19 protein-coding genes are annotated in these 21,845 nt (G+C 60.3%); 12 read left to right on the top strand and 7 right to left on the bottom strand.

What is annotated here, in order from left to right; genetic code table 11:
* Positions 1–269: 269 nt before the first annotated feature.
* Complete coding sequence (locus PSEUDOMOFG3G_RS25730; RefSeq protein WP_076383354.1) at positions 270–2,720, bottom strand: glycogen/starch/alpha-glucan phosphorylase; 2,451 nt, start codon at positions 2,718–2,720, stop codon at positions 270–272.
* A 254-nt stretch (positions 2,721–2,974) separates the two neighbouring features.
* Between PSEUDOMOFG3G_RS25730 and PSEUDOMOFG3G_RS25725 the strand changes: the two genes are divergently transcribed.
* On the top strand, positions 2,975–3,412 hold the full coding sequence (locus PSEUDOMOFG3G_RS25725) for a YkgJ family cysteine cluster protein (protein ID WP_047226919.1): 438 nt from the start codon (positions 2,975–2,977) through the stop codon (positions 3,410–3,412).
* Between the two features lie 225 nt (positions 3,413–3,637).
* Here the strand turns inward: PSEUDOMOFG3G_RS25725 and typA are convergent, their stop codons facing one another.
* Together typA and thiI are read right to left on the bottom strand one after the other, a co-directional pair.
* Positions 3,638–5,458, bottom strand: coding sequence for a translational GTPase TypA (gene typA, locus PSEUDOMOFG3G_RS25720; protein ID WP_047226918.1), 1,821 nt, complete (start codon positions 5,456–5,458; stop codon positions 3,638–3,640).
* A gap of 138 nt (positions 5,459–5,596) precedes the next feature.
* A complete protein-coding gene (thiI, locus tag PSEUDOMOFG3G_RS25715) occupies positions 5,597–7,051 on the bottom strand; it encodes a tRNA uracil 4-sulfurtransferase ThiI (RefSeq protein ID WP_047226917.1) in 1,455 nt (484 codons plus the stop codon).
* 328 nt (positions 7,052–7,379) lie between these two features.
* Here thiI and glnA point away from each other — a divergent pair, with 328 nt between their 5' ends.
* From glnA to ntrC, 6 genes are all read left to right on the top strand, one after another.
* Complete coding sequence (gene glnA / locus PSEUDOMOFG3G_RS25710; RefSeq protein ID WP_014336114.1) at positions 7,380–8,786, top strand: type I glutamate--ammonia ligase; 1,407 nt, start codon at positions 7,380–7,382, stop codon at positions 8,784–8,786.
* Between the two features lie 122 nt (positions 8,787–8,908).
* On the top strand, positions 8,909–9,466 hold the full coding sequence (locus PSEUDOMOFG3G_RS25705; protein ID WP_047226916.1) for a chorismate mutase: 558 nt from the start codon (positions 8,909–8,911) through the stop codon (positions 9,464–9,466).
* A 233-nt stretch (positions 9,467–9,699) separates the two neighbouring features.
* Positions 9,700–10,218 (top strand): DUF4124 domain-containing protein, encoded by a 519-nt coding sequence (locus tag PSEUDOMOFG3G_RS25700; protein ID WP_047226964.1) that lies wholly within the window; start codon positions 9,700–9,702, stop codon positions 10,216–10,218.
* Positions 10,215–10,838, top strand: coding sequence for a DUF4124 domain-containing protein (locus PSEUDOMOFG3G_RS25695; protein WP_139048852.1), 624 nt, complete (start codon positions 10,215–10,217; stop codon positions 10,836–10,838). The genes PSEUDOMOFG3G_RS25700 and PSEUDOMOFG3G_RS25695 overlap by 4 nt, the downstream gene beginning before the upstream one ends.
* A 231-nt stretch (positions 10,839–11,069) precedes the next feature.
* Positions 11,070–12,155 carry a nitrogen regulation protein NR(II) gene (gene glnL / locus PSEUDOMOFG3G_RS25690; RefSeq protein WP_047226914.1) on the top strand — a complete coding sequence of 362 codons (1,086 nt, stop codon included), beginning with the start codon at positions 11,070–11,072 and terminating at the stop codon, positions 12,153–12,155.
* Complete coding sequence (gene ntrC, locus PSEUDOMOFG3G_RS25685) at positions 12,152–13,588, top strand: nitrogen regulation protein NR(I) (protein ID WP_047226913.1); 1,437 nt, start codon at positions 12,152–12,154, stop codon at positions 13,586–13,588. The genes glnL and ntrC overlap by 4 nt, the downstream gene beginning before the upstream one ends.
* Before the next feature lie 505 nt (positions 13,589–14,093).
* Here ntrC and PSEUDOMOFG3G_RS25680 read toward each other — a convergent pair.
* On the bottom strand, positions 14,094–14,534 hold the full coding sequence (locus tag PSEUDOMOFG3G_RS25680; RefSeq protein WP_076383353.1) for a hypothetical protein: 441 nt from the start codon (positions 14,532–14,534) through the stop codon (positions 14,094–14,096).
* Between PSEUDOMOFG3G_RS25680 and trmL the strand changes: the two genes are divergently transcribed.
* Positions 14,533–14,988 (top strand): tRNA (uridine(34)/cytosine(34)/5-carboxymethylaminomethyluridine(34)-2'-O)-methyltransferase TrmL, encoded by a 456-nt coding sequence (gene trmL / locus PSEUDOMOFG3G_RS25675; protein ID WP_139048851.1) that lies wholly within the window; start codon positions 14,533–14,535, stop codon positions 14,986–14,988. The two genes, PSEUDOMOFG3G_RS25680 and trmL, sit on opposite strands and share 2 nt — an antisense overlap.
* Positions 14,989–15,127: 139 nt before the next feature.
* Here the strand turns inward: trmL and secB are convergent, their stop codons facing one another.
* The 3 genes from secB to PSEUDOMOFG3G_RS25660 are packed head-to-tail and all read right to left on the bottom strand — an operon-like array spanning position 15,128 to position 16,318.
* Positions 15,128–15,610, bottom strand: coding sequence for a protein-export chaperone SecB (gene secB, locus PSEUDOMOFG3G_RS25670; RefSeq protein WP_047226910.1), 483 nt, complete (start codon positions 15,608–15,610; stop codon positions 15,128–15,130).
* 38 nt (positions 15,611–15,648) lie between these two features.
* On the bottom strand, positions 15,649–15,903 hold the full coding sequence (gene grxC, locus PSEUDOMOFG3G_RS25665) for a glutaredoxin 3 (RefSeq protein ID WP_047226909.1): 255 nt from the start codon (positions 15,901–15,903) through the stop codon (positions 15,649–15,651).
* A 1-nt stretch (position 15,904) separates the two neighbouring features.
* Positions 15,905–16,318, bottom strand: coding sequence for a rhodanese-like domain-containing protein (locus tag PSEUDOMOFG3G_RS25660; protein ID WP_047226908.1), 414 nt, complete (start codon positions 16,316–16,318; stop codon positions 15,905–15,907).
* A 152-nt stretch (positions 16,319–16,470) separates the two neighbouring features.
* Here PSEUDOMOFG3G_RS25660 and gpmI point away from each other — a divergent pair, with 152 nt between their 5' ends.
* The 4 genes from gpmI to PSEUDOMOFG3G_RS25640 all read left to right on the top strand — a co-directional run bounded on the left by gpmI (position 16,471) and on the right by PSEUDOMOFG3G_RS25640 (position 21,636).
* Positions 16,471–18,000, top strand: a complete 1,530-nt coding sequence (gpmI, locus tag PSEUDOMOFG3G_RS25655; RefSeq protein ID WP_139048850.1) for a 2,3-bisphosphoglycerate-independent phosphoglycerate mutase — start codon at positions 16,471–16,473, stop codon at positions 17,998–18,000.
* A gap of 216 nt (positions 18,001–18,216) precedes the next feature.
* Positions 18,217–19,503, top strand: coding sequence for a murein hydrolase activator EnvC (locus PSEUDOMOFG3G_RS25650; RefSeq protein ID WP_139048849.1), 1,287 nt, complete (start codon positions 18,217–18,219; stop codon positions 19,501–19,503).
* A gap of 32 nt (positions 19,504–19,535) precedes the next feature.
* Complete coding sequence (locus PSEUDOMOFG3G_RS25645; RefSeq protein WP_047226905.1) at positions 19,536–20,852, top strand: S41 family peptidase; 1,317 nt, start codon at positions 19,536–19,538, stop codon at positions 20,850–20,852.
* A 1-nt stretch (position 20,853) separates the two neighbouring features.
* Positions 20,854–21,636 (top strand): divergent polysaccharide deacetylase family protein, encoded by a 783-nt coding sequence (locus PSEUDOMOFG3G_RS25640; RefSeq protein ID WP_076383351.1) that lies wholly within the window; start codon positions 20,854–20,856, stop codon positions 21,634–21,636.
* Positions 21,637–21,845: the final 209 nt, after the last annotated feature.

Genomic DNA, 21,845 nt, shown 5'->3' with positions numbered 1-21,845 from the left:
GCCCTTTGCGGGCGTAACCGGGGTGAAGCGGTGCCTGGTTCAGTCTAGTGGAACCACACAAACCTTGTGGGAGCGAGCCTGCTCGCGATAGCGGTCCGTCAGTTACCAAACAGGTTGGCTGACACACCGTTATCGCGAGCAGGCTCGCTCCCACAATGGATTGCTGGCGCCTCAAGCACTAAACCGGCCACACAGCCCGGCGAAACTGGCGCTTAGTATATCGACCAAGCCCAACCACCGTTGGGCTTCGCTCACATTTCCTGCAACTGCTACTCCAGGGCTTTCCAGATGTCGGTGGCGTATTCCCGAATGGTCCGGTCGGAGGAAAACCAGCCCATGCGCGCGGTGTTGAGCACCGCCGAACGCCACCAGTGCTGGGCGTCGTGCCAACGCTCTTCGACCCTGGCCTGGGCATCCCAGTAAGAGTCAAAGTCGGCGCAGACCAGAAAGCGATCGTAATCCACCAGCGAATCGACAAGCCCGGTGTAGCGCATCGGATCATCCGGCGAAAACACCCCGCCGCGAATAGCCTGCAACACATCGTTGAGGCGATGGGACGCGGCAATGTCCGGCGCGGCACTGAACTCGCCGTTCTGCTTGCGGGCCTCCACCTGCTCGGCCGTCAGGCCGAAAATGAACATGTGCTCACCGCCCACGCGCTCATGCATCTCCACGTTGGCGCCGTCCATGGTGCCGATAGTCAGCGCACCGTTAAGACCGAACTTCATGTTACTGGTGCCTGACGCTTCAAAACCGGCCGTGGATATCTGCTCGGAAAGGTCCGCCGCCGGGATGATGCTCTCGGCCAGGCTGACGTTGTAGTTGGGCAGGAACACCACTTTGAGCAGGCCACGCACGGTCGGGTCGTTGTTCACCACACGGGCGATATCGTTGGTCAGCTTGATGATCAACTTGGCCTGGTGATAACTGGCGGCGGCCTTGCCAGCGAAGATTTTCACCCGTGGCACCCAGTCCACTTCCGGTTCGGCGCGGATCGCCTGGTACAGCGCCACCGTGTGCATCAGGTTGAGCAACTGGCGCTTGTATTCATGGATCCGTTTGACCTGCACGTCGAACATCGCCGCCGGGTTCACGGCAACCCCCAACCGCTCGTGAATCAGATGCGCCAAGGCCTTTTTGCTGTGCAGGCGCTGTTCGGCGAACTGTTTGCGGAACGCCGGTTGATCCGCGAACGGCTCCAGCTCGATCAGGCGCTCCTCGGGGTTGTCGAGCACACTCGGGCCCAGGGCATCGACCATCATCGAAGTCAGTTCAGCGTTGGCCTGAAACAGCCAGCGGCGGAACGTGATGCCGTTGGTTTTGTTGTTGATCCGCTCAGGGTAGAGCTTGTGCAGTTCGGAGAACACCGTGCTGCGCATCAGTTGCGTGTGTAACCCGGACACACCGTTGACGCTGTGGGAACCGAGAAAGGCGAGGTTGCCCATGCGCACCCGGCGGCCATTGTCTTCTTCGATCAGCGACACCGCGCGCAGCACGTCGAAATCGTGCACGCCCTTGGACCGCAGAGCATCGATGTGCTGGGCGTTGATCAGGTAAATGATCTGCATGTGCCGGGGCAACATGCGCTCCATCAGCCCCACTGGCCAGGTTTCCAGGGCTTCGGGTAGCAGCGTGTGATTGGTGTAGGAGAGCGTGTCCTGGGTGATCTGCCAGGCGGCGTCCCAGGCCACGTCGTAGACGTCCACCAATTGGCGCATCAATTCGGCCACGGCGATCGACGGGTGAGTGTCGTTGAGCTGGATCGCCGCGTGATCGCCCAAGGTCAATACCGAGGTGTGCATGTTGCGATGACGGCGCAACAAATCCTGCAGCGAGGCGGCGACGAAGAAATACTCTTGGCGCAAGCGCAATTCCTGGCCCGCCTCGGTGCTGTCGGCCGGGTACAGCACGCGGGAGATACTCTCGGCCCGGGCCACTTCCGCCACGGCGCCCAAATGGTCGCCGGCGTTGAAGCGTTCCAGGTGCAGCTCTTCCATGGCACGGGCGCGCCACAGACGCAGGGTGTTGACGCTGGCACCGCGCCAACCCACCACGGGGGTGTCATAGGCGATGGCTCGCACGGTTTCGCCCGGAGACCAGACTTGCTTGGTATTGCCGGAGGCGTCGGTCACGGTCTCGACGCTGCCGCCGAAGCCGATCGGGTAAACCACTTCCGGCCGCTCGAACTCCCAGGGGTTGCCGAAATCCAGCCAGTGTTCGGTTTGCTCCTGCTGCCAGCCATCAACGATGGCCTGGCGAAACAGGCCGTGCTCGTAACGAATGCCGTAGCCATGGCCGGCAATGCCCAAGGTGGACATGCTTTCCATGAAACATGCCGCCAACCGGCCGAGGCCGCCGTTGCCCAACGCCGCATCGGGTTCGAGCAGGCGAATGCGCTCCAGATCCACGCCCAGTTCGGTCAAGGCTTCGCGCGCAGTGTCCAGCAGGCCGAGGTTGCTCAGGCTGTCATAGAGCAAGCGGCCGATGAGAAATTCCAGGGAGAGGTAATAAACGCGCTTCTGGCCCTTGCGGTAAATCTGCCGCGTGTGGTCCATCCAGTGCTCGACCATATGGTCGCGGGCGGCCAGGGCAATGGCTTCGAACCAGTCGTGATCAAACGCATGATCCGGGTCCTTGCCGACGGCGTAAGTGAGTTTGGTCAACACGGCATCGCGAAATGCAGCCACTTCGGCTTCGCGAACAAGTGGTTCTTGAGTCATTGATGAGACCTCGAACGAGCATGAAATTGTCTGAGCCTAGACGGTCTGACAGGCACTACAGGCGCAGGTTCGTTGGTTTTTCCATGGCGACGGAGAATCGCCGCCAGGGAATTGCCGTATGGATGAATGAATGCAGGGGCCGTGCCGGTCCTGGGAGAGTTTTACCGGGCTCGAAAAAAAACCGGCAGATGGTCGTTCAAAATTTCACCAGTCCCGGTATGATCGCGCGCCCTGATGCATGCTGGTAAACCTTGATGATGAAGCCCAACCTGATCGCCGCCGCGGAGATCGACCGAATCGATACCTGGGCCAAGTACTCCGCGCCAATGTGCGGTTCCTGCGTGTCGAGCTGCTGCACACTGCCGGTGGAGGTCAAGATCAAGGACCTGATCCGGATCGGTATCGTCGATGAATTCGAACTGGGCGACCCGCCGAAAAACATCGCCAAGCGCCTGCAAAAGGAAGGGATCGTCGAGCGCTATAACCAGAAATCCGAAATCTTCACGCTCCAGCGCATGAGCAACAACGATTGCCTTTATCTGGATCGCAAGAGCCGGTTGTGCACCATTTATGAGAAGCGCCCGGATACCTGCCGCAACCATCCGCGGGTCGGGCCGCGCCCGGGGTACTGCGCCTACAAGCCCAAGGAAGTGGAGCGCGAGCGTAATCCGCGGACGTTGGACAAATTCTGATCGAATGATGTTTTAGCTGCGCCTGGAACATCGCCATCGCGAGCAAGCTCGCTCCCACAGGGGATTTGCGGTGGATACAGATTTTGTGTCCGACCTGAATCCCTTGTGGGAGCGAGCTTGCTCGCGATGGTGCCCTGACAGCCACTACATAACTTCCAGGCATAAAAAAACGCCCCTGATCTCACAATCAGGGGCGTTTTTTTCAGCCATTAACTAAGTCGAAACTCAGTTACCGCTTTTCTTGGCAGCGCGGGTACGCTCGCTTTCGCCAAGGATCTTCTTACGCAGGCGAATCGACTTAGGCGTCACTTCGCACAGTTCGTCTTCCTGCACGAACTCCAGCGCTTGCTCCAGGGTGAACTTGACCGGCGGAACCAATGCGATGGTTTCGTCTTTGCCCGAAGCACGCATGTTGTCGAGCTTCTTGCCTTTGGTCGGGTTCACGCCCAGGTCGTTGTCACGGCTGTTGAGGCCGACGATTTGACCTTCGTAGATGTCCTGGCCGTGCTCGACGAACAGCTTGCCGCGCGCTTGCAGGGTTTCCAGCGAGTAGGTCAGTGCCTTGCCGGTCGCAACCGATACCAGAACACCGTTCTGACGGCCGGACATGTCGCCGGACTTCATCACGTCATAACGATCGAAGATCGAAGTCAGGATGCCGCCACCGGAGGTCAGGGTCAGGAACTCGTTACGGAAACCGATCAGGCCACGGGCCGGGATGTTGTACTCAAGGCGCACACGACCCTTGCCATCCGGAACCATGTTGGTCAGGTCGCCTTTGCGCAGGCCCATTTGTTCCATGATCGCGCCCTGGGATTCTTCCGGCAGGTCGATGGTCACGTTTTCGTACGGTTCGTGCTTGACGCCGTCAACCATACGGATGATCACTTCAGGACGACCTACGCCCATTTCGAAGCCTTCGCGACGCATCGTTTCGATCAGGACCGAGAGGTGCAGCTCACCACGGCCGGAAACCTTGAACTTGTCGGCCGAGTCGCCTTCTTCAACGCGCAGTGCCACGTTGTAGAGCAGTTCCTTGTCCAGACGCTCCTTGATGTTACGGCTGGTCACGAACTTGCCTTCTTTACCGCAGAATGGTGAGTCGTTAACCTGGAAGGTCATGGAAACGGTTGGCTCATCGACGGTCAACGGCTTCATCGCTTCGACGTTCAGTGGGTCGCACAGAGTGTCGGAGATGAACAGTTGCTCGAAGCCGCTGATGCAGACGATGTCGCCGGCAGCTGCTTCTTCAACGTCGATACGGTGCAGGCCGTGGTGACCCATCAGCTTGAGGATACGACCGTTGCGCTTCTTGCCGTCGGCGTCGATAGCCACGACCGGCGTGTTCGGCTTGATGCGACCACGGGCGATACGGCCAACACCGATCACACCCAGGAAGCTGTTGTAGTCCAGGGCCGAGATTTGCATCTGGAACGGACCGTCACGGTCGACTTTCGGCGCAGGTACGTCGTCGACGATCGACTGGTACAGCGGGGTCATGTCTTCGGCCATGTTGGTGTGGTCCAGACCGGCAATACCGTTCAGGGCCGAGGCGTAGACGACTTTGAAGTCCAGCTGTTCTTCGGTGGCGCCCAGGTTGTCGAACAGGTCGAAAATCTGGTCCAGAACCCAGTCCGGACGCGCGCCTGGACGGTCAACCTTGTTGATGACCACGATCGGACGCAGGCCGGCTTCGAAAGCCTTCTTGGTCACGAAACGGGTTTGCGGCATAGGGCCGTCCTGGGCATCGACCAGCAGCAGCACGGAGTCGACCATCGACATTACGCGCTCTACTTCACCACCGAAGTCGGCGTGGCCCGGGGTGTCCACGATGTTGATGTGGTAGCCATTCCAGTTGATGGCGGTGTTTTTCGCCAGGATGGTAATACCGCGCTCTTTTTCCTGGTCGTTGGAGTCCATCACGCGCTCGTCATTGAGCTCGTTGCGCTCCAGAGTGCCGGATTGACGCAAGAGTTTGTCTACCAGGGTGGTCTTACCATGGTCAACGTGAGCAATGATGGCGATGTTGCGTAGATTTTCGATCACTTGTGTATCTCGATCAGAGGATTCGGTGTGCTGACAGGTCGTGGCAGCGATTTACGTTGAGTCCGACAAAGCCGTTACAGCCTGTCGGCGGCGTCGGGGGGCCGGTGACGCAGGCCACAGGCAAACAGCCCCGGGCACTTAGCTCGGTCGATAAACGCGCACATTGGCATGCCCCTCACTGAGCAAATGGTGGGCATGCAGGCGACTCATCACGCCTTTGTCGCAATACAACAGGTACTGGCGAGTAGGGTCCAGTTCCTTGAAACGCGCGTTCACTGCATAGAACGGCATCGTTTGTACCTCGATACCGGCGATACTCAGCGGGTCGTCTTCAGCGTCGTCCGGGTGACGGATGTCGATGATGATCTGACCGGCCAGCGCTTCGCCGACTTCTTCAATCTGTATGTCCTGGCCCAATTCATCGATCACCCGATCGATTGGCACCAGCCTGGCGTTTTCGAGCGCACGCTCGAGCACCGCCATGTCGAATTCTTTCTCTTCATGCTCCACACGCCCGCGCTTGGCCGCAGTCTTCGGATTGACCGAGATGACCCCGCAGTATTCCGGCATGTGCCGGGCAAAATCGGCGGTGCCGATCTCGTTGGCCGTGTCGATGATGTCCTGCTTGTGGCTGGCGATCAGCGGGCGCAGCACCAGCTTTTCGGTCACGCAGTCGATCACTGACAGGTTCGGCAGCGTCTGGCTCGACACCTGGGAGATCGCCTCGCCGGTGACCAGCGCATCGATGTGCAGCCGATCGGCGATGCTGGATGCGGCACGCAACATCATACGCTTCAAAATGACGCCCATATGACTGTTATCGACTTTGCCGAGAATCTCGCCCAGGACTTCCTCGAACGGTACGCTCACAAATAACACGCGTTGGGAGCTGCCATACTTCTTCCAGATGAAGTGCGCCACTTCCATTACGCCCAGTTCATGGGCGCGCCCGCCAAGATTGAAGAAGCAGAAATGGCTCATCAGCCCGCGCCGCATGATCTGGTAGGCCGCGACCGTGGAATCGAAGCCGCCGGACATCAGCACCAGGGTCTGTTCCAGCGAACCCAGCGGATACCCGCCAATGCTGTCGTGCTGACTGTGGATCACGAACAACCGCTGGTCGCGAATTTCGATGCGCACTTCAATTTGCGGGTCTTTCAATGAAATTCCGGCGGCGCCACACTGCTTGCGCAACTGGCTGCCGACGTATCTCTCCACGTCCATCGAGCTGAACGGGTGTTTGCCGGCGCGCTTGCAGCGCACCGAGAAAATCTTGCCGGCCAGGGCATCACCATAATGCAGCTTGCACTTGGCGAGGATGTCGTCGAAATCCCCCAGCGGGTATTCGTCGACCTGCAGGAAATGCGCGATGCCCGGCATGCAGCTCAGGCGCTCGGTCATTTCCTTGAGAATCTTGGGTTCGCTGACGCGGGTTTCCAGTTCGAGGTTGTCCCACACGCCGTTCACCACCACAGCCGGGTCCAGATCGCGGAGCACGGCACGGATGTTCTTGGCCAACTGGCGGATGAAACGCATCCGTACCGGGCGGCTCTTGATGGTGATCTCGGGGAAGACTTTTACGATTAGTTTCATGAAAACAGCGCGCGAACGGCCAGCCGAAAAAGGGGGGCGCGGATTATAGCGGAAATTGCTCAAGGTTTAACCAGTTAATGTGCACTCGGTTTTCAACGCACCAAAACAGGTCATCTCTCGCAAGTTACGCCACATTGCAGTGCGCAATTGTTCGACAATCCGCGAATACAGGCTATAAAAGCGTGGATTTGGTGCAAAAAACCCATGCTGGGGCACTGGCATGCAAATTGCTCCCTTGTGAGGCAGGTTGCCTTGGCAGAGTATTCGCGCCGGCATCACCCATATCTAAGGGCACACCATTACCCGCCCGAAGCCACCCGGAGGACATATGTCGAAGTCGGTTCAACTCATCAAAGATCATGACGTCAAGTGGATTGATCTGCGCTTCACTGACACCAAAGGCACTCAACATCACGTGACCATGCCGGCCCGTGATGCGCTGGACGACGAATTCTTTGAAATCGGAAAGATGTTCGACGGTTCCTCCATCTCTGGCTGGAAAGGCATCGAAGCCTCCGACATGATCCTGATGCCGGACGACGAAACTGCCGTCCTGGACCCGTTCACCGAAGAGCCGACCCTGATCTTGGTCTGCGACATCATCGAACCTTCGACCATGCAAGGCTATGACCGCGACCCACGCGCCATCGCCCACCGTGCCGAGGAATACCTGAAGTCCACCGGTATCGGCGACACCGCTTTCTTCGGCCCTGAGCCTGAGTTCTTCATCTTCGACTCGGTCAAGTTCAAGTCCGACATCTCCGGTTCCATGTTCAAGATCTTCTCCGAACAAGGTTCGTGGATGTCCGATCAGGACGTGGAAGGCGGTAACAAAGGCCACCGTCCTGGTATCAAGGGCGGCTACTTCCCGGTTCCACCGTTCGACTTCGACCACGAGATCCGTACCTCCATGTGCAACGCACTGGAAGAGATGGGCCAGACCGTCGAAGTTCACCACCACGAAGTGGCGACTGCCGGCCAGAACGAGATCGGCGTGAAATTCAACACGCTGGTCAAGAAGGCTGACGAAGTCCAGACCCTGAAGTACTGCGTACACAACGTTGCTGATGCATACGGCCGCACCGCGACCTTCATGCCGAAGCCTCTGTACGGCGACAACGGTTCGGGCATGCACGTGCACATGTCGATCTCCAAAGACGGCAAGAACACCTTCGCCGGCGAAGGTTATGCCGGCCTGTCGGACACTGCCCTGTACTTCATCGGCGGTATCATCAAGCACGGTAAGGCCCTGAACGGCTTCACCAACCCGTCGACCAACTCCTACAAGCGTCTGGTACCAGGCTTCGAAGCACCGGTCATGCTGGCCTACTCGGCTCGTAACCGTTCTGCCTCGATCCGTATTCCTTACGTCAACAGCCCTAAGGCTCGCCGTATCGAAGCCCGTTTCCCGGATCCGGCTGCCAACCCGTACCTGGCCTTCGCTGCACTGATGATGGCCGGTCTGGACGGTATCCAGAACAAGATCCACCCTGGCGATGCCGCCGACAAAAACCTGTATGACCTGCCGCCTGAAGAGGCCAAGGAAATCCCACAGGTTTGTGGCAGCCTGAAAGAAGCCCTGGAAGAGCTGGACAAGGGCCGTGCGTTCCTGACCAAGGGCGGCGTATTCAGCGATGACTTCATCGACGCTTACATCGCACTGAAAAGCGAAGAAGAAATCAAGGTTCGCACCTTCGTACACCCACTGGAATATGAGCTGTACTACAGCTGCTGATCCGGTAGCGTCGCCCCACGCGGCGTGAATAAAAAGAGGCCTCCTTCGGGAGGCCTTTTTTATGGGCGCAGGTTACGTGCATGATTGTCTGCGCCCTCCACTATTCGAAGACGAGATCACCCATGACTTCGCGCGTTTCATTCTGCCTTGCTCTGTCTGCCGCGTTGTTGGGCACCGCCGCCCAGGCCGCCACCGCACCCACCACCCTCGCCCCACTGCTCGGCACCATAGGCGAGCGCCTGGCCATTGCCGATCAGGTCGCCCTGAGCAAGTGGGACAGCCGCAAACCGGTGGAAGATCGCCAGCGCGAACGCGAGGTGATCGCCGCTGCCGTCGCCCAGGCACCGGCTTACAAACTGAGCAGTGAAGCGGTAGAGGCGTTTTTCGCCGCACAAATAGAAGCCAACAAACTGGTGCAATACGCGCATCTGTCCGACTGGCAACTGCAAGGCAAAGCCCCGGACGCGCCGCGCCCGGACCTGGTTGGGCAGATCCGCCCGCAACTGGATCAACTGCAAAAACGCCTGCTGCAACAACTGGCCGACTTCAGCCCCTACCGCACCGACCCGCAATGTCCACAATGGCTGGCCCAGGCCACCCATACCGTCAGTAACGACCCGTTGCGGCAAATGGCGCTGGTTCGGGCGACCGCAGAGCTGTGCGTCCTCACAAAATCCTGAGCCCACACATCTTTCCCCTGTGGGAGCGAGCCTGCTCGCGATGAGGCCAGCCCATCTACCACTTGTGTGACTGACACTCCGCCATCGCGAGCAGGCTCGCTCCAACAGGGGTCCAGTGTTGAACCTGGAGGCTATGAACACCGCCCCCACAAGGGATTGCATGCAACAACCTGGGCCAACCGCCTCCCCTGACCTATGCTGCAATCCAACACTTTCGGTTTTCGGTTGATTTTATGGGTCGTGGCTTTCCAGGAATGCTGTTGTTGCTGTTGGCGCTGCCAGCCGCCGCACAGATCTACAAATACACCGACGCCGACGGTAACACCGCCTATAGCAACCAGCCGCCCGATGGCATACCGGCCCAGGCAGTGGAGCTGCCGCCACTCAACAGTGTCGAACCCCAGCCCCCGACCAACCCGAACGCTGCTGCGCCCGCCGCGAACCGGGACGAGCCAGGCAACGCCTACGAAACTCTGGAGCTGACAGACATCCCCAGCGAAGAGGCCCTGCGCGCCAACAACGGCACCTTCACCGTTGGCGTCCTGGCTCGGCCGCGTCTGCAAAGCCCCCATCTGTTCAGGTTGTTGCTGGACGGCCAGCCCTATGGCCAGCCGAGCAACGTGCCGCGCCTGCAATTGGTGAATATCGACCGGGGCGAGCACAGCCTGGCGGTACAGGTCATCGACGGCGAACATCTTGTGCAACAGAGCGAAACCGTCATCTTCACCGTGCAACGGGTACACCGCCCATGATCCGCTGGCTACTCGCGCTGTGCCTGGTCGCGCTGCCGGGGGTGGGGACGGCGCAGGTCTATACCTACGTCGACGCCCAGGGCAATCGCGTCTTCACCGATCAACCGCGTCCCGGCAATGCCCAGAAAGTCCAACTGCCGCCCGCCAACCGGATGGCAACACCGCCCTCCGGCGCAGCCTCGGCGTCGGCGCCTGAAAAAAAGCCCGATCCCATGTTCCGTTACGAAATGCTGCGACTGTTGATCCCTGAACCGGATGCCACGATACGCAGCACAGCGGGGGAACTGATCGTCACGGTCACCAGCGAACCCGGTTTGCAAAAAGGCCACCGCTACCGCCTGCTACTGGATGGCAACCCCACAGGCGAACCGGGACCCAGCCCAGTGTTCGCGCTGAGCAACATTGATCGGGGCAGCCATCATCTGGCGGTAGAGATTCTCGATGAGCAGGGCCGTATCGTCGAACGTACCGCCAACCAGCCCTTCCACATGCAGCGCATCTCCCTGGCGCAGAAACGCCGCATCAAACCCTGCGCCACCGCCGACTACGGCCAGCGTCCCGAATGCCCCCTCACCGACAAGCCCGCAGAAGAGCAAAGCAGCATCCTGCCGTTCTTCTAACGCCCGCCTGGATGGCGCACTATATTGGTGCAAGTGTCTGCACCCTACTCAAATTCCAGCCCATTTTGGTTCGAAAGTACCCGAAAAAGCTGGCAGAACGCCACGCAATCGGGCGAAAAAGGTTCGTTTGAGGCTCTAAACGCTTCTTTTCGGAGCCTTGGTTTGGTTTTTGCATTTTCCTTGTATCGGCGCGTCATACGCGTGCTTGCTTACGCTCCAAAAGAGGTCCTGATGACCATTAGCGACGCACTACACCGCTTGCTACTCGATAACCTCACCACCGCAACCATCCTGCTCGATGCCGAACTGCGGCTCGAGTACATGAACCCGGCGGCAGAGATGCTGCTGGCCGTCAGCGGCCAGCGCAGCCACGGGCAGTTCATCAGCGAGCTGTTCACCGAATCGGCCGAGGCGCTCAACTCCTTGCGCCAGGCAGTGGAACAGGCGCACCCGTTCACCAAGCGCGAAGCGATGCTCACCGCCCTGACCGGCCAGACCCTGACCGTGGATTACGCGGTAACACCGATCCTGAACAACGGTGCCACGCTGTTGCTGCTGGAGGTGCACCCCCGTGATCGCCTGCTGCGCATCACCAAGGAAGAGGCTCAGTTGTCCAAGCAGGAAACCAGCAAGATGCTGGTGCGCGGCCTGGCCCATGAGATCAAGAACCCCCTCGGCGGGATTCGCGGCGCGGCGCAACTGTTGGCCCGGGAGCTGCCCGAAGAAAGTCTCAAGGACTACACCAACGTCATCATTGAAGAAGCCGACCGCTTGCGCAATCTGGTGGATCGCATGCTCGGCTCCAACAAGCTGCCGTCCCTGGCGATGTGCAACGTTCACGAAGTGCTGGAGCGCGTCAGCAGCCTGGTGGAAGCCGAGAGCCAGGGGTGCATCACCTTGGTGCGCGACTACGACCCGAGCATTCCCGATGTGTTGATCGATCGCGAGCAGATGATCCAGGCGGTGCTGAACATCGTGCGCAACGCCATGCAGGCCATCAGCAGCCAGAACGAGCTGCGCCTGGGCCGCATCAGCCTGCGCACCCGCGCCATGCGCCAGTTCACCATCGGCCATGTGCGTCATCGCCTGGTGACCAAGATCGAAATCATCGACAACGGCCCGGGCATTCCCGCGGAATTGCAGGAAACCATCTTCTTTCCCATGGTCAGCGGCCGCCCTGACGGTACCGGGCTGGGCCTGTCCATTACCCAAAACATCATCAGTCAGCATCAGGGCTTGATCGAATGTGAGAGCCATCCCGGCCACACCACCTTTTCGATCTTCCTGCCACTGGAACAAGGAGCCACATCGACATGAGCCGTAGTGAAACCGTGTGGATCGTCGATGACGACCGTTCTATCCGTTGGGTCCTGGAAAAAGCCTTGCAACAGGAAGGCATGACCACCCAGAGCTTCGACAGCGCCGACGGAGTGATGAGCCGCCTGGCCCGTCAGCAACCGGACGTCATCATCTCCGACATCCGCATGCCCGGCGCTAGCGGTCTGGACCTGCTGGCGCGGATTCGCGAGCAGCACCCACGGCTGCCGGTGATCATCATGACCGCCCATTCGGACCTGGACAGCGCTGTGGCGTCCTATCAGGGGGGTGCTTTCGAGTACCTGCCCAAGCCCTTCGACGTCGATGAGGCCGTGTCACTGGTCAAGCGCGCCAACCAGCACGCCCAGGAACAACAGGGCATGGAAGAGGTGCCTGCGCTGGCGCGCACCCCGGAAATCATCGGTGAAGCGCCGGCAATGCAGGAAGTGTTTCGCGCCATTGGGCGTTTGAGCCACTCCAACATCACCGTGTTGATCAACGGCGAATCGGGCACCGGTAAAGAACTGGTCGCCCATGCCCTGCACCGCCACAGTCCACGGGCGGCATCACCGTTCATTGCGCTGAACATGGCGGCGATCCCCAAGGACCTGATGGAGTCCGAGCTGTTCGGTCACGAGAAAGGCGCGTTCACCGGCGCAGCCAACCTGCGGCGCGGGCGCTTCGAACAAGCCGACGGCGGCACCTTGTTCCTCGACGAAATCGGCGACATGCCGGCTGACACCCAGACCCGGCTGTTGCGCGTGCTGGCGGACGGCGAGTTCTATCGGGTGGGCGGTCATACACCGGTCAAGGTCGATGTACGCATCATCGCCGCGACCCACCAGAACCTGGAAACCCTGGTCCACGCGGGCAAATTCCGCGAAGACTTGTTCCATCGCCTGAATGTGATCCGCATTCATATCCCGCGCCTGGCGGACCGTCGCGAAGACATCCCGACCCTGGCCCGGCACTTCCTCAGCCGCGCGGCCCAGGAGCTGGCGGTAGAGCCCAAACTGCTCAAGAGCGAAACCGAGGAATACCTCAAGAACCTGCCGTGGCCCGGCAACGTGCGCCAGCTGGAGAACACCTGCCGCTGGATCACGGTGATGGCGTCCGGTCGCGAAGTGCACATCAGCGATCTTCCACCGGAGCTGCTCAGCCTGCCGCAGGACTCGGCCCCGGTGACCAACTGGGAACAGGCCCTGCGCCAGTGGGCCGACCAGGCCCTGGCCCGCGGCCAATCGAACCTGCTGGACAGCGCCGTACCGAGTTTCGAACGCATCATGATCGAGACCGCCCTCAAGCACACCGCCGGCCGCCGTCGCGACGCCGCGGTGCTGCTGGGCTGGGGCCGCAATACCTTGACCCGCAAGATCAAGGAATTGGGGATGAAGGTTGATGGCGGGGATGATGATGAGGGGGATGAGGGCTGAGCAGCCTTTAGCCCTTCACTGATCTTGAAGGCCAATCGCGAGCAGGCTCGCTCCCACAAAGGTTTGCGGTGTCGCGACTATCTTGTGGGAGCGAGCCTGCTCGCGATGCTTTTGAAGGCTTGATGCACCGCATCGATGCACTGAGAACCGCAATGGCACATGCGCCCCCCCGTCAAAACCAATCAGCCCAACTCGAAGAAACCGCACAAACAAAAGCAAAAGCCCCGAAATACGGGGCCTTGCGCATCATCAGCAGATTTTTTGTGACAAGCCATTTAAAACTGGCACGCCCCCTGCAATAACTCAATCATTACCCAGTTTCGGGGACCTTGGTACAGGCAGGCCGGGGATTCCCCATTTTACATCGGGCTCATCGAGCCCACTGTTTTGGGGGCCTTGATACAGGCAGGTCAAGGTTTCCCTTCTTTACACCCGGGGCTGCGCGTTTAACGCAAGCCCCTCCCGTTTGGGGACCTTGGTACAGGCAGGCCGGGGATTCCCTCTTTTATTGCTCTTGGAGACGGATCTCCAGCCGCCAGCGGTCATCGACCTCGCTGCCGGCCCACTCCCCCCGCAATGGACGCGCCGCCACCAGCGTCAGCAACAACCCTTTGTCACTCAAACGCACCCGCCAGTTCACGTCCTTGCCATTGAGTTTGAGCTGGCCCTTCTGCGGACGGCCCTCTGCCTGGAGCAACAGCGCCACCGAGCCGTCGATGATTTCCCCGTGCAGCTTGGGCTCGTTGTTGAACCAGGCCACCAGCGTCCCGTCGATCACTTCGACCTGTTGCAGCACGCTCGGCTCGGGCGTGGTCAGGCGACCGATCATCAGGCCGACCATCAGACCGAAGATCGCCAAAGACCCCATCACTCGAGGCAATAGCTTCGAACGCTGATCGGTTTGCGGCGTAGAATGCCGCTCATCTTTATCTGCGGAGCCGTGCATGTTTCACGTCATCCTTTTTCAACCGGAAATTCCGCCGAACACCGGCAACGTCATCAGGCTGTGCGCCAACAGCGGCTGCCACCTGCATCTGATCGAACCACTGGGCTTCGAGATGGACGACAAGCGCCTGCGCCGTGCCGGTCTCGATTACCACGAGTATGCCACCCTGCAGCGCCACGCCGACCTCGCCAGCTGTCTGGAGAGCCTGGGGCATCCGCGCTTGTTTGCCTTCACCACCAAGGGGTCGCGGCCATTCCATGATGCCAGCTTCGTCGCGGGCGATGCGTTCCTGTTCGGCCCGGAAAGCCGTGGCCTGCCGGCCGAGGTACTGAACGCCCTGCCCGCCGACCAGCGTCTGCGCCTGCCGATGCGCGAAGGCTGTCGCAGCCTGAACCTGTCCAACACCGTGGCAGTGGCCGTTTACGAGGCCTGGCGGCAGAACGGTTTCCGGTAACCCTGGCCAGAAACTTCTGTGGGAGCGAGCCTGCTCGCGATAGCGCTGTACCAGTCAACTCAATACTGACTGACATGACGCTATCGCGAGCAGGCTCGCTCCCACAGGTTTATACCTTGTGCTACAGCCGCGATACCGTTTACTGAACGGTCGCGGCGCCTTCTTGCTGCATGCGCTGCAGTTCTTGCGCGTACAGGGCATCGAAGTTCACCGGGGCCAGCATCAGGGCCGGGAACGAACCGCGGGTCACTAGGCTGTCCAGGGTTTCGCGGGCGTACGGGAACAGGATGTTGGGGCAGAAGGCACCCAGGGTGTGGCTCATCGAAGCGGCATCCAGGTTCTTGATCAGGAAGATCCCGGCTTGCTGCACTTCGGCAATGAATGCGACTTCGTCACCGTTCTTCACGGTCACCGACAGGGTCAGCACCACTTCGTGGAAATCATCTTCCAGGGCTTTCTGGCGAGTGTTCAGGTCCAGGCCTACGCTCGGCTCCCACTGCTGGCGAAAGATCGCCGGGCTTTTCGGGGCTTCGAAGGACAGGTCACGCACATAAATACGCTGCAAGGAGAATTGCGGTGCGGTTTCTTCTTCGCTGGCAGCTGTGTTCTGTTGGTCAGTCATCGCAGATCCTTCTTACTTTCAGGTTCTTAGTGGGGAATTCAGGCCTTGAGCATCGCATCGAGCTTGCCGGCGCGATCCAGGGCAAACAGATCATCGCAACCGCCCACGTGGGTGCTGCCGATCCAGATCTGCGGCACGGAGGTACGTCCGGCCTTTTGAGTCATTTCGGCGCGCAGTTGCGGCTTGCCGTCGACCTTGATCTCTTCGAAAGCCACACCTTTGTTCTTGAGCAGGAACTTGGCTCGGGAGCAATAGGGGCAGTAATCGCTGGAATAGACAACAACGTGGGTCATATCACTTCACCAGGGGCAGATTGTCGGCTTTCCAGCTTGCAACGCCACCGGACAGTTTGGCGGCGGTAAAGCCGGACTTCATCAGCTCGCGGGCATGAGTGCCTGCGTGCTGGCCCTGAGCATCCACCAGGATCAGCGTCTTGGCCTTGTGTTTTTCCAGTTCACCGATACGAGCGATCAGTTTGTCCTGGGGAATGTTCACCGCGCCGACAATGTGACCAGCGGCGAAATCCTTGCTCGGGCGGATGTCTACCACCACGCCGGTGTCCTTGTTGACCAGTGCCGTCAGCTCGCCAGTACTGAGGCTGCGACCGCCGCCCTGCATCGTATGGGCAACCAGCAACGCCAGCAGTACGACGAAGATACCGACAAGAAGGTAGTGGTTAGTGGCAAATTCAATCAGGTGAGCAACCATCGAAGGAGGTTCCAGGGCGTTAAAATGTCGGCCAGTATACACAGCACACAAGGCCGGCCAAACCCCGCCCGGCGGTGACGGCACCGGAACTTACCTTTAAACTGCCCGTCCCTTTTCCATCGCCTTCTTTTAATCAGCCACGAGTGGATTCCATGACTACCACGCCTAAACCTTTGGTCCTGATGATTCTCGACGGCTTCGGTCACAGTGACAGCCACGAATCCAATGCCGTGTACGCGGCCCGCAAGCCTGTGCTGGACCGTCTGTGGGCCACCGTGCCGAACGGCCTGATCTCCGGCAGCGGCATGGACGTCGGCCTGCCCGACGGACAGATGGGCAACTCCGAAGTCGGCCACATGAACCTCGGCGCGGGCCGCGTGGTGTATCAGGACTTCACCCGCGTGACCAAAGCGATCCGCGACGGCGAGTTCTTTGAAAACCCGACCATCTGCGCTGCTGTGGATAAAGCCGTGGCTGCTGGCAAAGCCGTGCACTTCATGGGCCTGCTGTCCGATGGCGGCGTGCACAGCCACCAGGACCACCTGATCGCCATGGCCGAACTGGCCTTCAAGCGCGGTGCCGAAAAAATCTACCTGCACGCGTTCCTCGATGGCCGCGACACGCCACCAAAAAGCGCCACTTCGTCGATCGAACTGCTCGACAGCACCTTCCAGGCTCTCGGCAAGGGCCGTATCGCCAGCATCGTCGGCCGTTACTACGCCATGGACCGCGATAACCGCTGGGACCGGGTGTCCCAGGCCTACAACCTGATCGTCGACGGCAACGCCGAGTTCAACGCCGCCACCGCCCAGGAAGGCCTGCAAGCCGCCTACGAGCGGGGTGAAAGCGACGAATTCGTCAAGGCCACCACCATCGGTGAGCCGGTCAAAGTCGAGGACGGCGATGCCGTGGTGTTCATGAACTTCCGCGCCGACCGTGCCCGCGAGCTGACCCGCGTGTTTGTCGAAGACGATTTCAAGGAGTTCGAACGCGCCCGCCAGCCGAAACTGGCCGGCTTCGTCATGCTGACCCAATACGCCGCCAGCATCCCCGCACCGTCGGCCTTCGCCGCCGGCAGCCTGGAAAACGTGCTGGGCGATTACCTGGCGAAGAACGGCAAGACCCAACTGCGCATCGCTGAAACCGAGAAGTATGCCCACGTGACGTTCTTCTTCTCCGGTGGCCGTGAAGAGCCGTTCCCCGGCGAAGAACGCATCCTGATTCCGTCGCCGAAAGTCGCCACTTATGACCTGCAACCGGAGATGAGCGCACCGGAGGTCACCGACCGCATCGTCGATGCCATCGAGCACCAGCGCTACGACGTGATCGTGGTCAACTACGCCAACGGCGACATGGTCGGCCACAGCGGGGTGTTCGACGCCGCGGTCAAAGCGGTGGAATGCCTGGACACCTGCGTCGGGCGCATCGTCGAGGCGCTGGAAAAAGTCGGCGGTGAAGCGCTGATCACCGCCGACCATGGGAATGTCGAGCAGATGTCCGACGAGTCCACCGGCCAGGCCCACACCGCCCACACCACCGAGCCAGTGCCATTCATCTATGTCGGCAAGCGTGGCTTCAAGGTCCGCGATGGCGGCGTACTGGCTGACGTGGCGCCGACGATGCTGATGTTGCTGGGGATGGAGAAGCCGGCGGAGATGACCGGGACGTCGATCCTGGTCTGACCCAACACTTACCAATGTGGGAGCGAGCCTGCTCGCGATAGCGGTATTACAGTCAACATCTATGTTGGATGTTATGGCCTCATCGCGAGCAGGCTCGCTCCCACAGGGTTCAAGGTGTTTTTTGGGCCAGTTATCACACAGCCCCAAATGGGCGTTTTTTTTGCAGCGTGGGGCGGGCATACTAGGCCGTCCCTTTCCCTGGTGTCGCCCGCCTCTATGCTTCGCGTTCTGATAGCCCTCGCTCTGACCTGCCTGCTCCAACCGGCCTTCGCTGACGAGCGTGCACAAACCCAACAGCAGTTGGACGCCACGCGTCAGGACATTGCCGAGCTGAAAAAGCTGCTGGGCAAGTTGCAGGAAGAGAAGTCCGGCGTGCAGAAAGACCTGCGCGGCACCGAGACCGAGATGGGCAAGCTGGAGAAGCAGGTCGACGCCCTGCAACAAGAGCTGAAGAAAAGTGAATCCGAGCTGCAGCGGCTCGATGGAGAGAAAAAAAAACTCCAGAGCGCGCGCACTGAACAGCAAAAGCTGATCGCCATCCAGGCCCGCGCGGCCTACCAGAACGGCCGGCAGGAATATCTCAAGCTGCTGCTCAACCAGCAAAACCCCGAGAAATTCGCCCGCACGCTCACGTATTACGATTACCTGAGCCAGGCACGCCTGGAGCAACTCAAGAGCTTTAACGAAACCCTGCGCCAGCTGGCCAATGTCGAAAAAGAGATTGAATTGCAGCAGGCCCAGTTGCTGGTGCAGAAAAGCAGCCTCGACACCCAACGCGAAGAACTCGAGAAGGTTCGCAAGGAGCGTCAGGTCGCCCTGGCCAAGCTCAATGAGGACGTTAAGGCCCGCGACAGCAAGCTCAAGGCTCGCGAGCAGGACCAGGCTCAACTGGCAAAAGTCCTGAAGACCATCGAAGAAACCCTGGCACGCCAGGCTCGAGAGGCGGAAGAAGCGCGCCAGAAGGCGCTGATCGCCCAGCAGGAAGCCGAAAAAAAGCGTTTGCGTGAAGCCCAGGCCGACGCCAGCGATGCACCGCGCAAACCTGCCCGATCAAGCCCTGGCCCCCTGGTTTCGGCAGGGGGTGAAACCTTCGGCGGCGCCTTTGCTTCGGCACGGGGCAAACTTCCATGGCCGGTCAATGGTCGATTGCTTGCACGCTTCGGCCAAACCCGCGGCGATGATACCCGCACCAAATGGGACGGCGTGATGATCAGCGCCACTGCCGGCAGCCAGGTGCATGCCGTGCATGGCGGTCGTGTGGTGTTCGCCGACTGGCTTCGCGGCGCCGGCCTGCTGGTGATCCTGGATCATGGTAACGGCTATTTGAGCCTGTACGGCCATAACCAGACGCTGCTCAAGGCGGCCGGCGATGTAGTCAAGGCCGGCGAGTCCATCTCTACGGTTGGTAACAGTGGCGGGCAGGATACGCCAGCGCTGTATTTCGCTATTCGTCAGCAGGGTCGCCCCAGTGACCCGACCCAATGGTGTCGTGCGCAAGGATAAGCGCGCCCATCCAACTCAGGAGTTCGTTCGACATGCTGCATTTGTCCCGCCTCACCTCGCTGGCCCTGACGATCGCCCTGGTGATCGGTGCGCCCCTGGCGTTCGCCGCTGAACCGGCCCCCTCGTCGACCGCCGCTACGGCCGCGACCACCAAGGCCCCGCTGCCGCTGGACGAACTGCGCACCTTTGCCGAAGTCATGGACCGGATCAAGGCCGCCTACGTGGAACCGGTGGACGACAAGCTGCTGCTGGAGAACGCCATCAAGGGCATGCTCAGCAACCTTGATCCCCACTCGGCCTACCTGGGGCCGGAAGATTTCGCCGAGCTGCAGGAAAGCACCAGCGGCGAGTTCGGCGGCCTGGGCATCGAGGTCGGCAGCGAAGACGGCTTCGTCAAAGTGGTTTCGCCCATCGACGACACGCCTGCTTCCAAGGCCGGCATCCAGGCCGGTGACTTCATCGTCAAGATCAACGGCCAGCCGACTCGCGGCCAGAGCATGACCGAAGCCGTGGACAAGATGCGCGGCAAAATCGGCCAGAAGATTACCCTGACCCTGGTGCGCGATGGCGGCACGCCGTTCGACGTGACCCTGACCCGCGCGATCATCCAGGTCAAAAGCGTGAAGAGCCAGTTGCTGGAGTCGGGCTACGGCTACATCCGCATCACCCAGTTCCAGGTCAAGACCGGCGAAGAAGTCGCCAAGGCCCTGGCCAAGCTGCGCAAGGACAACGGCAAGAAGCTCAACGGCATGGTCCTGGACCTGCGTAACAACCCCGGCGGCGTGCTGCAATCGGCCGTGGAGGTGGTGGACCATTTCATCACCAAGGGCCTGATCGTCTACACCAAGGGCCGCATCGCCAATTCCGAGCTGCGCTTTTCGGCCACCGGCAACGACCTGAGCGAAGCCGTGCCGCTGGTGGTACTGATCAACGGTGGCAGCGCTTCGGCATCGGAAATCGTCGCCGGCGCCCTGCAGGACCAGAAACGCGGTGTCGTCATGGGCACCACCAGTTTTGGCAAAGGCTCGGTGCAGACCGTCTTGCCGCTCAACAATGACCGCGCCCTGAAGATCACTACTGCGCTGTACTACACCCCTAACGGCCGATCCATCCAGGCCCAGGGCATCGTCCCGGACATCGAGGTGCGCAAGGCCAAGATCACCAGCGAGCAGGACAGCGAGTACTTCAAGGAAGCTGACTTGCAGGGTCACTTGGGCAATGGCAACGGCGGCGCCGACAAACCGACCGGTTCCGGCGCCAAGGCCAAGCCCATGCCGCAGGATGATGATTATCAGTTGGCTCAGGCCCTGAGCCTGCTCAAAGGACTGAACATCACCTCCGGCCGCTGAGATGGGCCTGCGCTTCATCCTGGGCCTGGTGTGCTGCCTGGCTGGCGCGGCCTTTGCCGCGCCCGCCACACCGGCACCGGCACCGCACAAGGCCTACCTGAGCCTGATCATCGATGACCTGGGGCAAAACCTGCCTCGGGATCGCCGCGTGCTGGCCCTGCCCGGCCCGGTCACTGCGGCGATCATGCCCGATACGCCACACGCTGCCGAACTCGCCCGCGAAGCCCATCGCGCCGGCAAGGTCGTCATGCTGCACATGCCCATGGACCCGGCCACCGGGCCGTTCGCCTGGCATCCGGAACTGCCCCTTGAAGAGTTGGGAAAACGCCTCGACGCCGCATTCGCCGCCGTGCCCTTCACCAGCGGGATCAATAACCACATGGGCAGCCGCATGACTTCCCAGCCGCGGGCCATGGCGTGGTTGATGGCGAACTTGCAGCAGCGACACAAGTTCTTTGTCGACAGCCGCACCAGCGCCCAGACAGTCGCCGCCGCCGAGGCGCAAAAAATCGGCCTCGCCAGCGTGTCACGCGATGTGTTCCTGGACGATGAGCGCACCGAAGCGGCCATCGCCCATCAGCTTCAGGTCGCCATAGAGCTGGCTCGCCAGCAGGGCTCTGCGGTGATGATCGGCCATCCCTATCCGCAGACCCTGGCCGTGCTCGAACGTGAACTGCCCAGGCTCAAGGCCCAGGGCATCGAATGGATCGACATCAAGTCGATGATCAGCTTGCGCAGCAATCGGGCGATGGCTGGGCATGGCAAAGATGGGGTTTATCGGTAGCGGTTGGGCTCGATCTCAAACCGCGGCGCCGCTATCGCGAGCAGGCTCGCTCCCACAGTGATCCATGGTGAACACATTATTTGCAGACACCCACAATACCTGTGGGAGCGAGCTTGCTCGCGATGACGGCTGTACATTCAACATCTCTTCAAGCTGACCCACCGCTTTCGCGAGCAAGCTCGCTCCCACAGATTTGCGCATTCGGAACC

This window comes from Pseudomonas sp. FG-3G, assembly GCF_901007645.1.
Classification (GTDB): Bacteria; Pseudomonadota; Gammaproteobacteria; order Pseudomonadales; family Pseudomonadaceae; genus Aquipseudomonas; species Aquipseudomonas rhizophila.
The sequence above is the reverse complement of the archived record's forward strand: the minus strand, read 5'-3'. Positions and strand labels throughout refer to the sequence as shown.

Bases quoted from the DNA above. Each gene is read 5' to 3' on its own strand.
- PSEUDOMOFG3G_RS25660 (WP_047226908.1), bottom strand. From the start codon at position 16,318: ATGGTTGCTCACCTGATTGAATTTGCCACTAACCACTACCTTCTTGTC.
- PSEUDOMOFG3G_RS25650 (WP_139048849.1), top strand. From the start codon at position 18,217: ATGCTTCGCGTTCTGATAGCCCTCGCTCTGACCTGCCTGCTCCAACCG.
- ntrC (WP_047226913.1), top strand. From the start codon at position 12,152: ATGAGCCGTAGTGAAACCGTGTGGATCGTCGATGACGACCGTTCTATC.
- PSEUDOMOFG3G_RS25645 (WP_047226905.1), top strand. From the start codon at position 19,536: ATGCTGCATTTGTCCCGCCTCACCTCGCTGGCCCTGACGATCGCCCTG.
- PSEUDOMOFG3G_RS25695 (WP_139048852.1), top strand. From the start codon at position 10,215: ATGATCCGCTGGCTACTCGCGCTGTGCCTGGTCGCGCTGCCGGGGGTG.
- PSEUDOMOFG3G_RS25725 (WP_047226919.1), top strand. From the start codon at position 2,975: ATGATGAAGCCCAACCTGATCGCCGCCGCGGAGATCGACCGAATCGAT.
- gpmI (WP_139048850.1), top strand. From the start codon at position 16,471: ATGACTACCACGCCTAAACCTTTGGTCCTGATGATTCTCGACGGCTTC.
- grxC (WP_047226909.1), bottom strand. From the start codon at position 15,903: ATGACCCACGTTGTTGTCTATTCCAGCGATTACTGCCCCTATTGCTCC.
- PSEUDOMOFG3G_RS25640 (WP_076383351.1), top strand. From the start codon at position 20,854: ATGGGCCTGCGCTTCATCCTGGGCCTGGTGTGCTGCCTGGCTGGCGCG.
- secB (WP_047226910.1), bottom strand. From the start codon at position 15,610: ATGACTGACCAACAGAACACAGCTGCCAGCGAAGAAGAAACCGCACCG.
- trmL (WP_139048851.1), top strand. From the start codon at position 14,533: ATGTTTCACGTCATCCTTTTTCAACCGGAAATTCCGCCGAACACCGGC.
- PSEUDOMOFG3G_RS25705 (WP_047226916.1), top strand. From the start codon at position 8,909: ATGACTTCGCGCGTTTCATTCTGCCTTGCTCTGTCTGCCGCGTTGTTG.
- glnL (WP_047226914.1), top strand. From the start codon at position 11,070: ATGACCATTAGCGACGCACTACACCGCTTGCTACTCGATAACCTCACC.
- glnA (WP_014336114.1), top strand. From the start codon at position 7,380: ATGTCGAAGTCGGTTCAACTCATCAAAGATCATGACGTCAAGTGGATT.
- PSEUDOMOFG3G_RS25680 (WP_076383353.1), bottom strand. From the start codon at position 14,534: ATGCACGGCTCCGCAGATAAAGATGAGCGGCATTCTACGCCGCAAACC.
- thiI (WP_047226917.1), bottom strand. From the start codon at position 7,051: ATGAAACTAATCGTAAAAGTCTTCCCCGAGATCACCATCAAGAGCCGC.
- PSEUDOMOFG3G_RS25730 (WP_076383354.1), bottom strand. From the start codon at position 2,720: ATGACTCAAGAACCACTTGTTCGCGAAGCCGAAGTGGCTGCATTTCGC.
- PSEUDOMOFG3G_RS25700 (WP_047226964.1), top strand. From the start codon at position 9,700: ATGGGTCGTGGCTTTCCAGGAATGCTGTTGTTGCTGTTGGCGCTGCCA.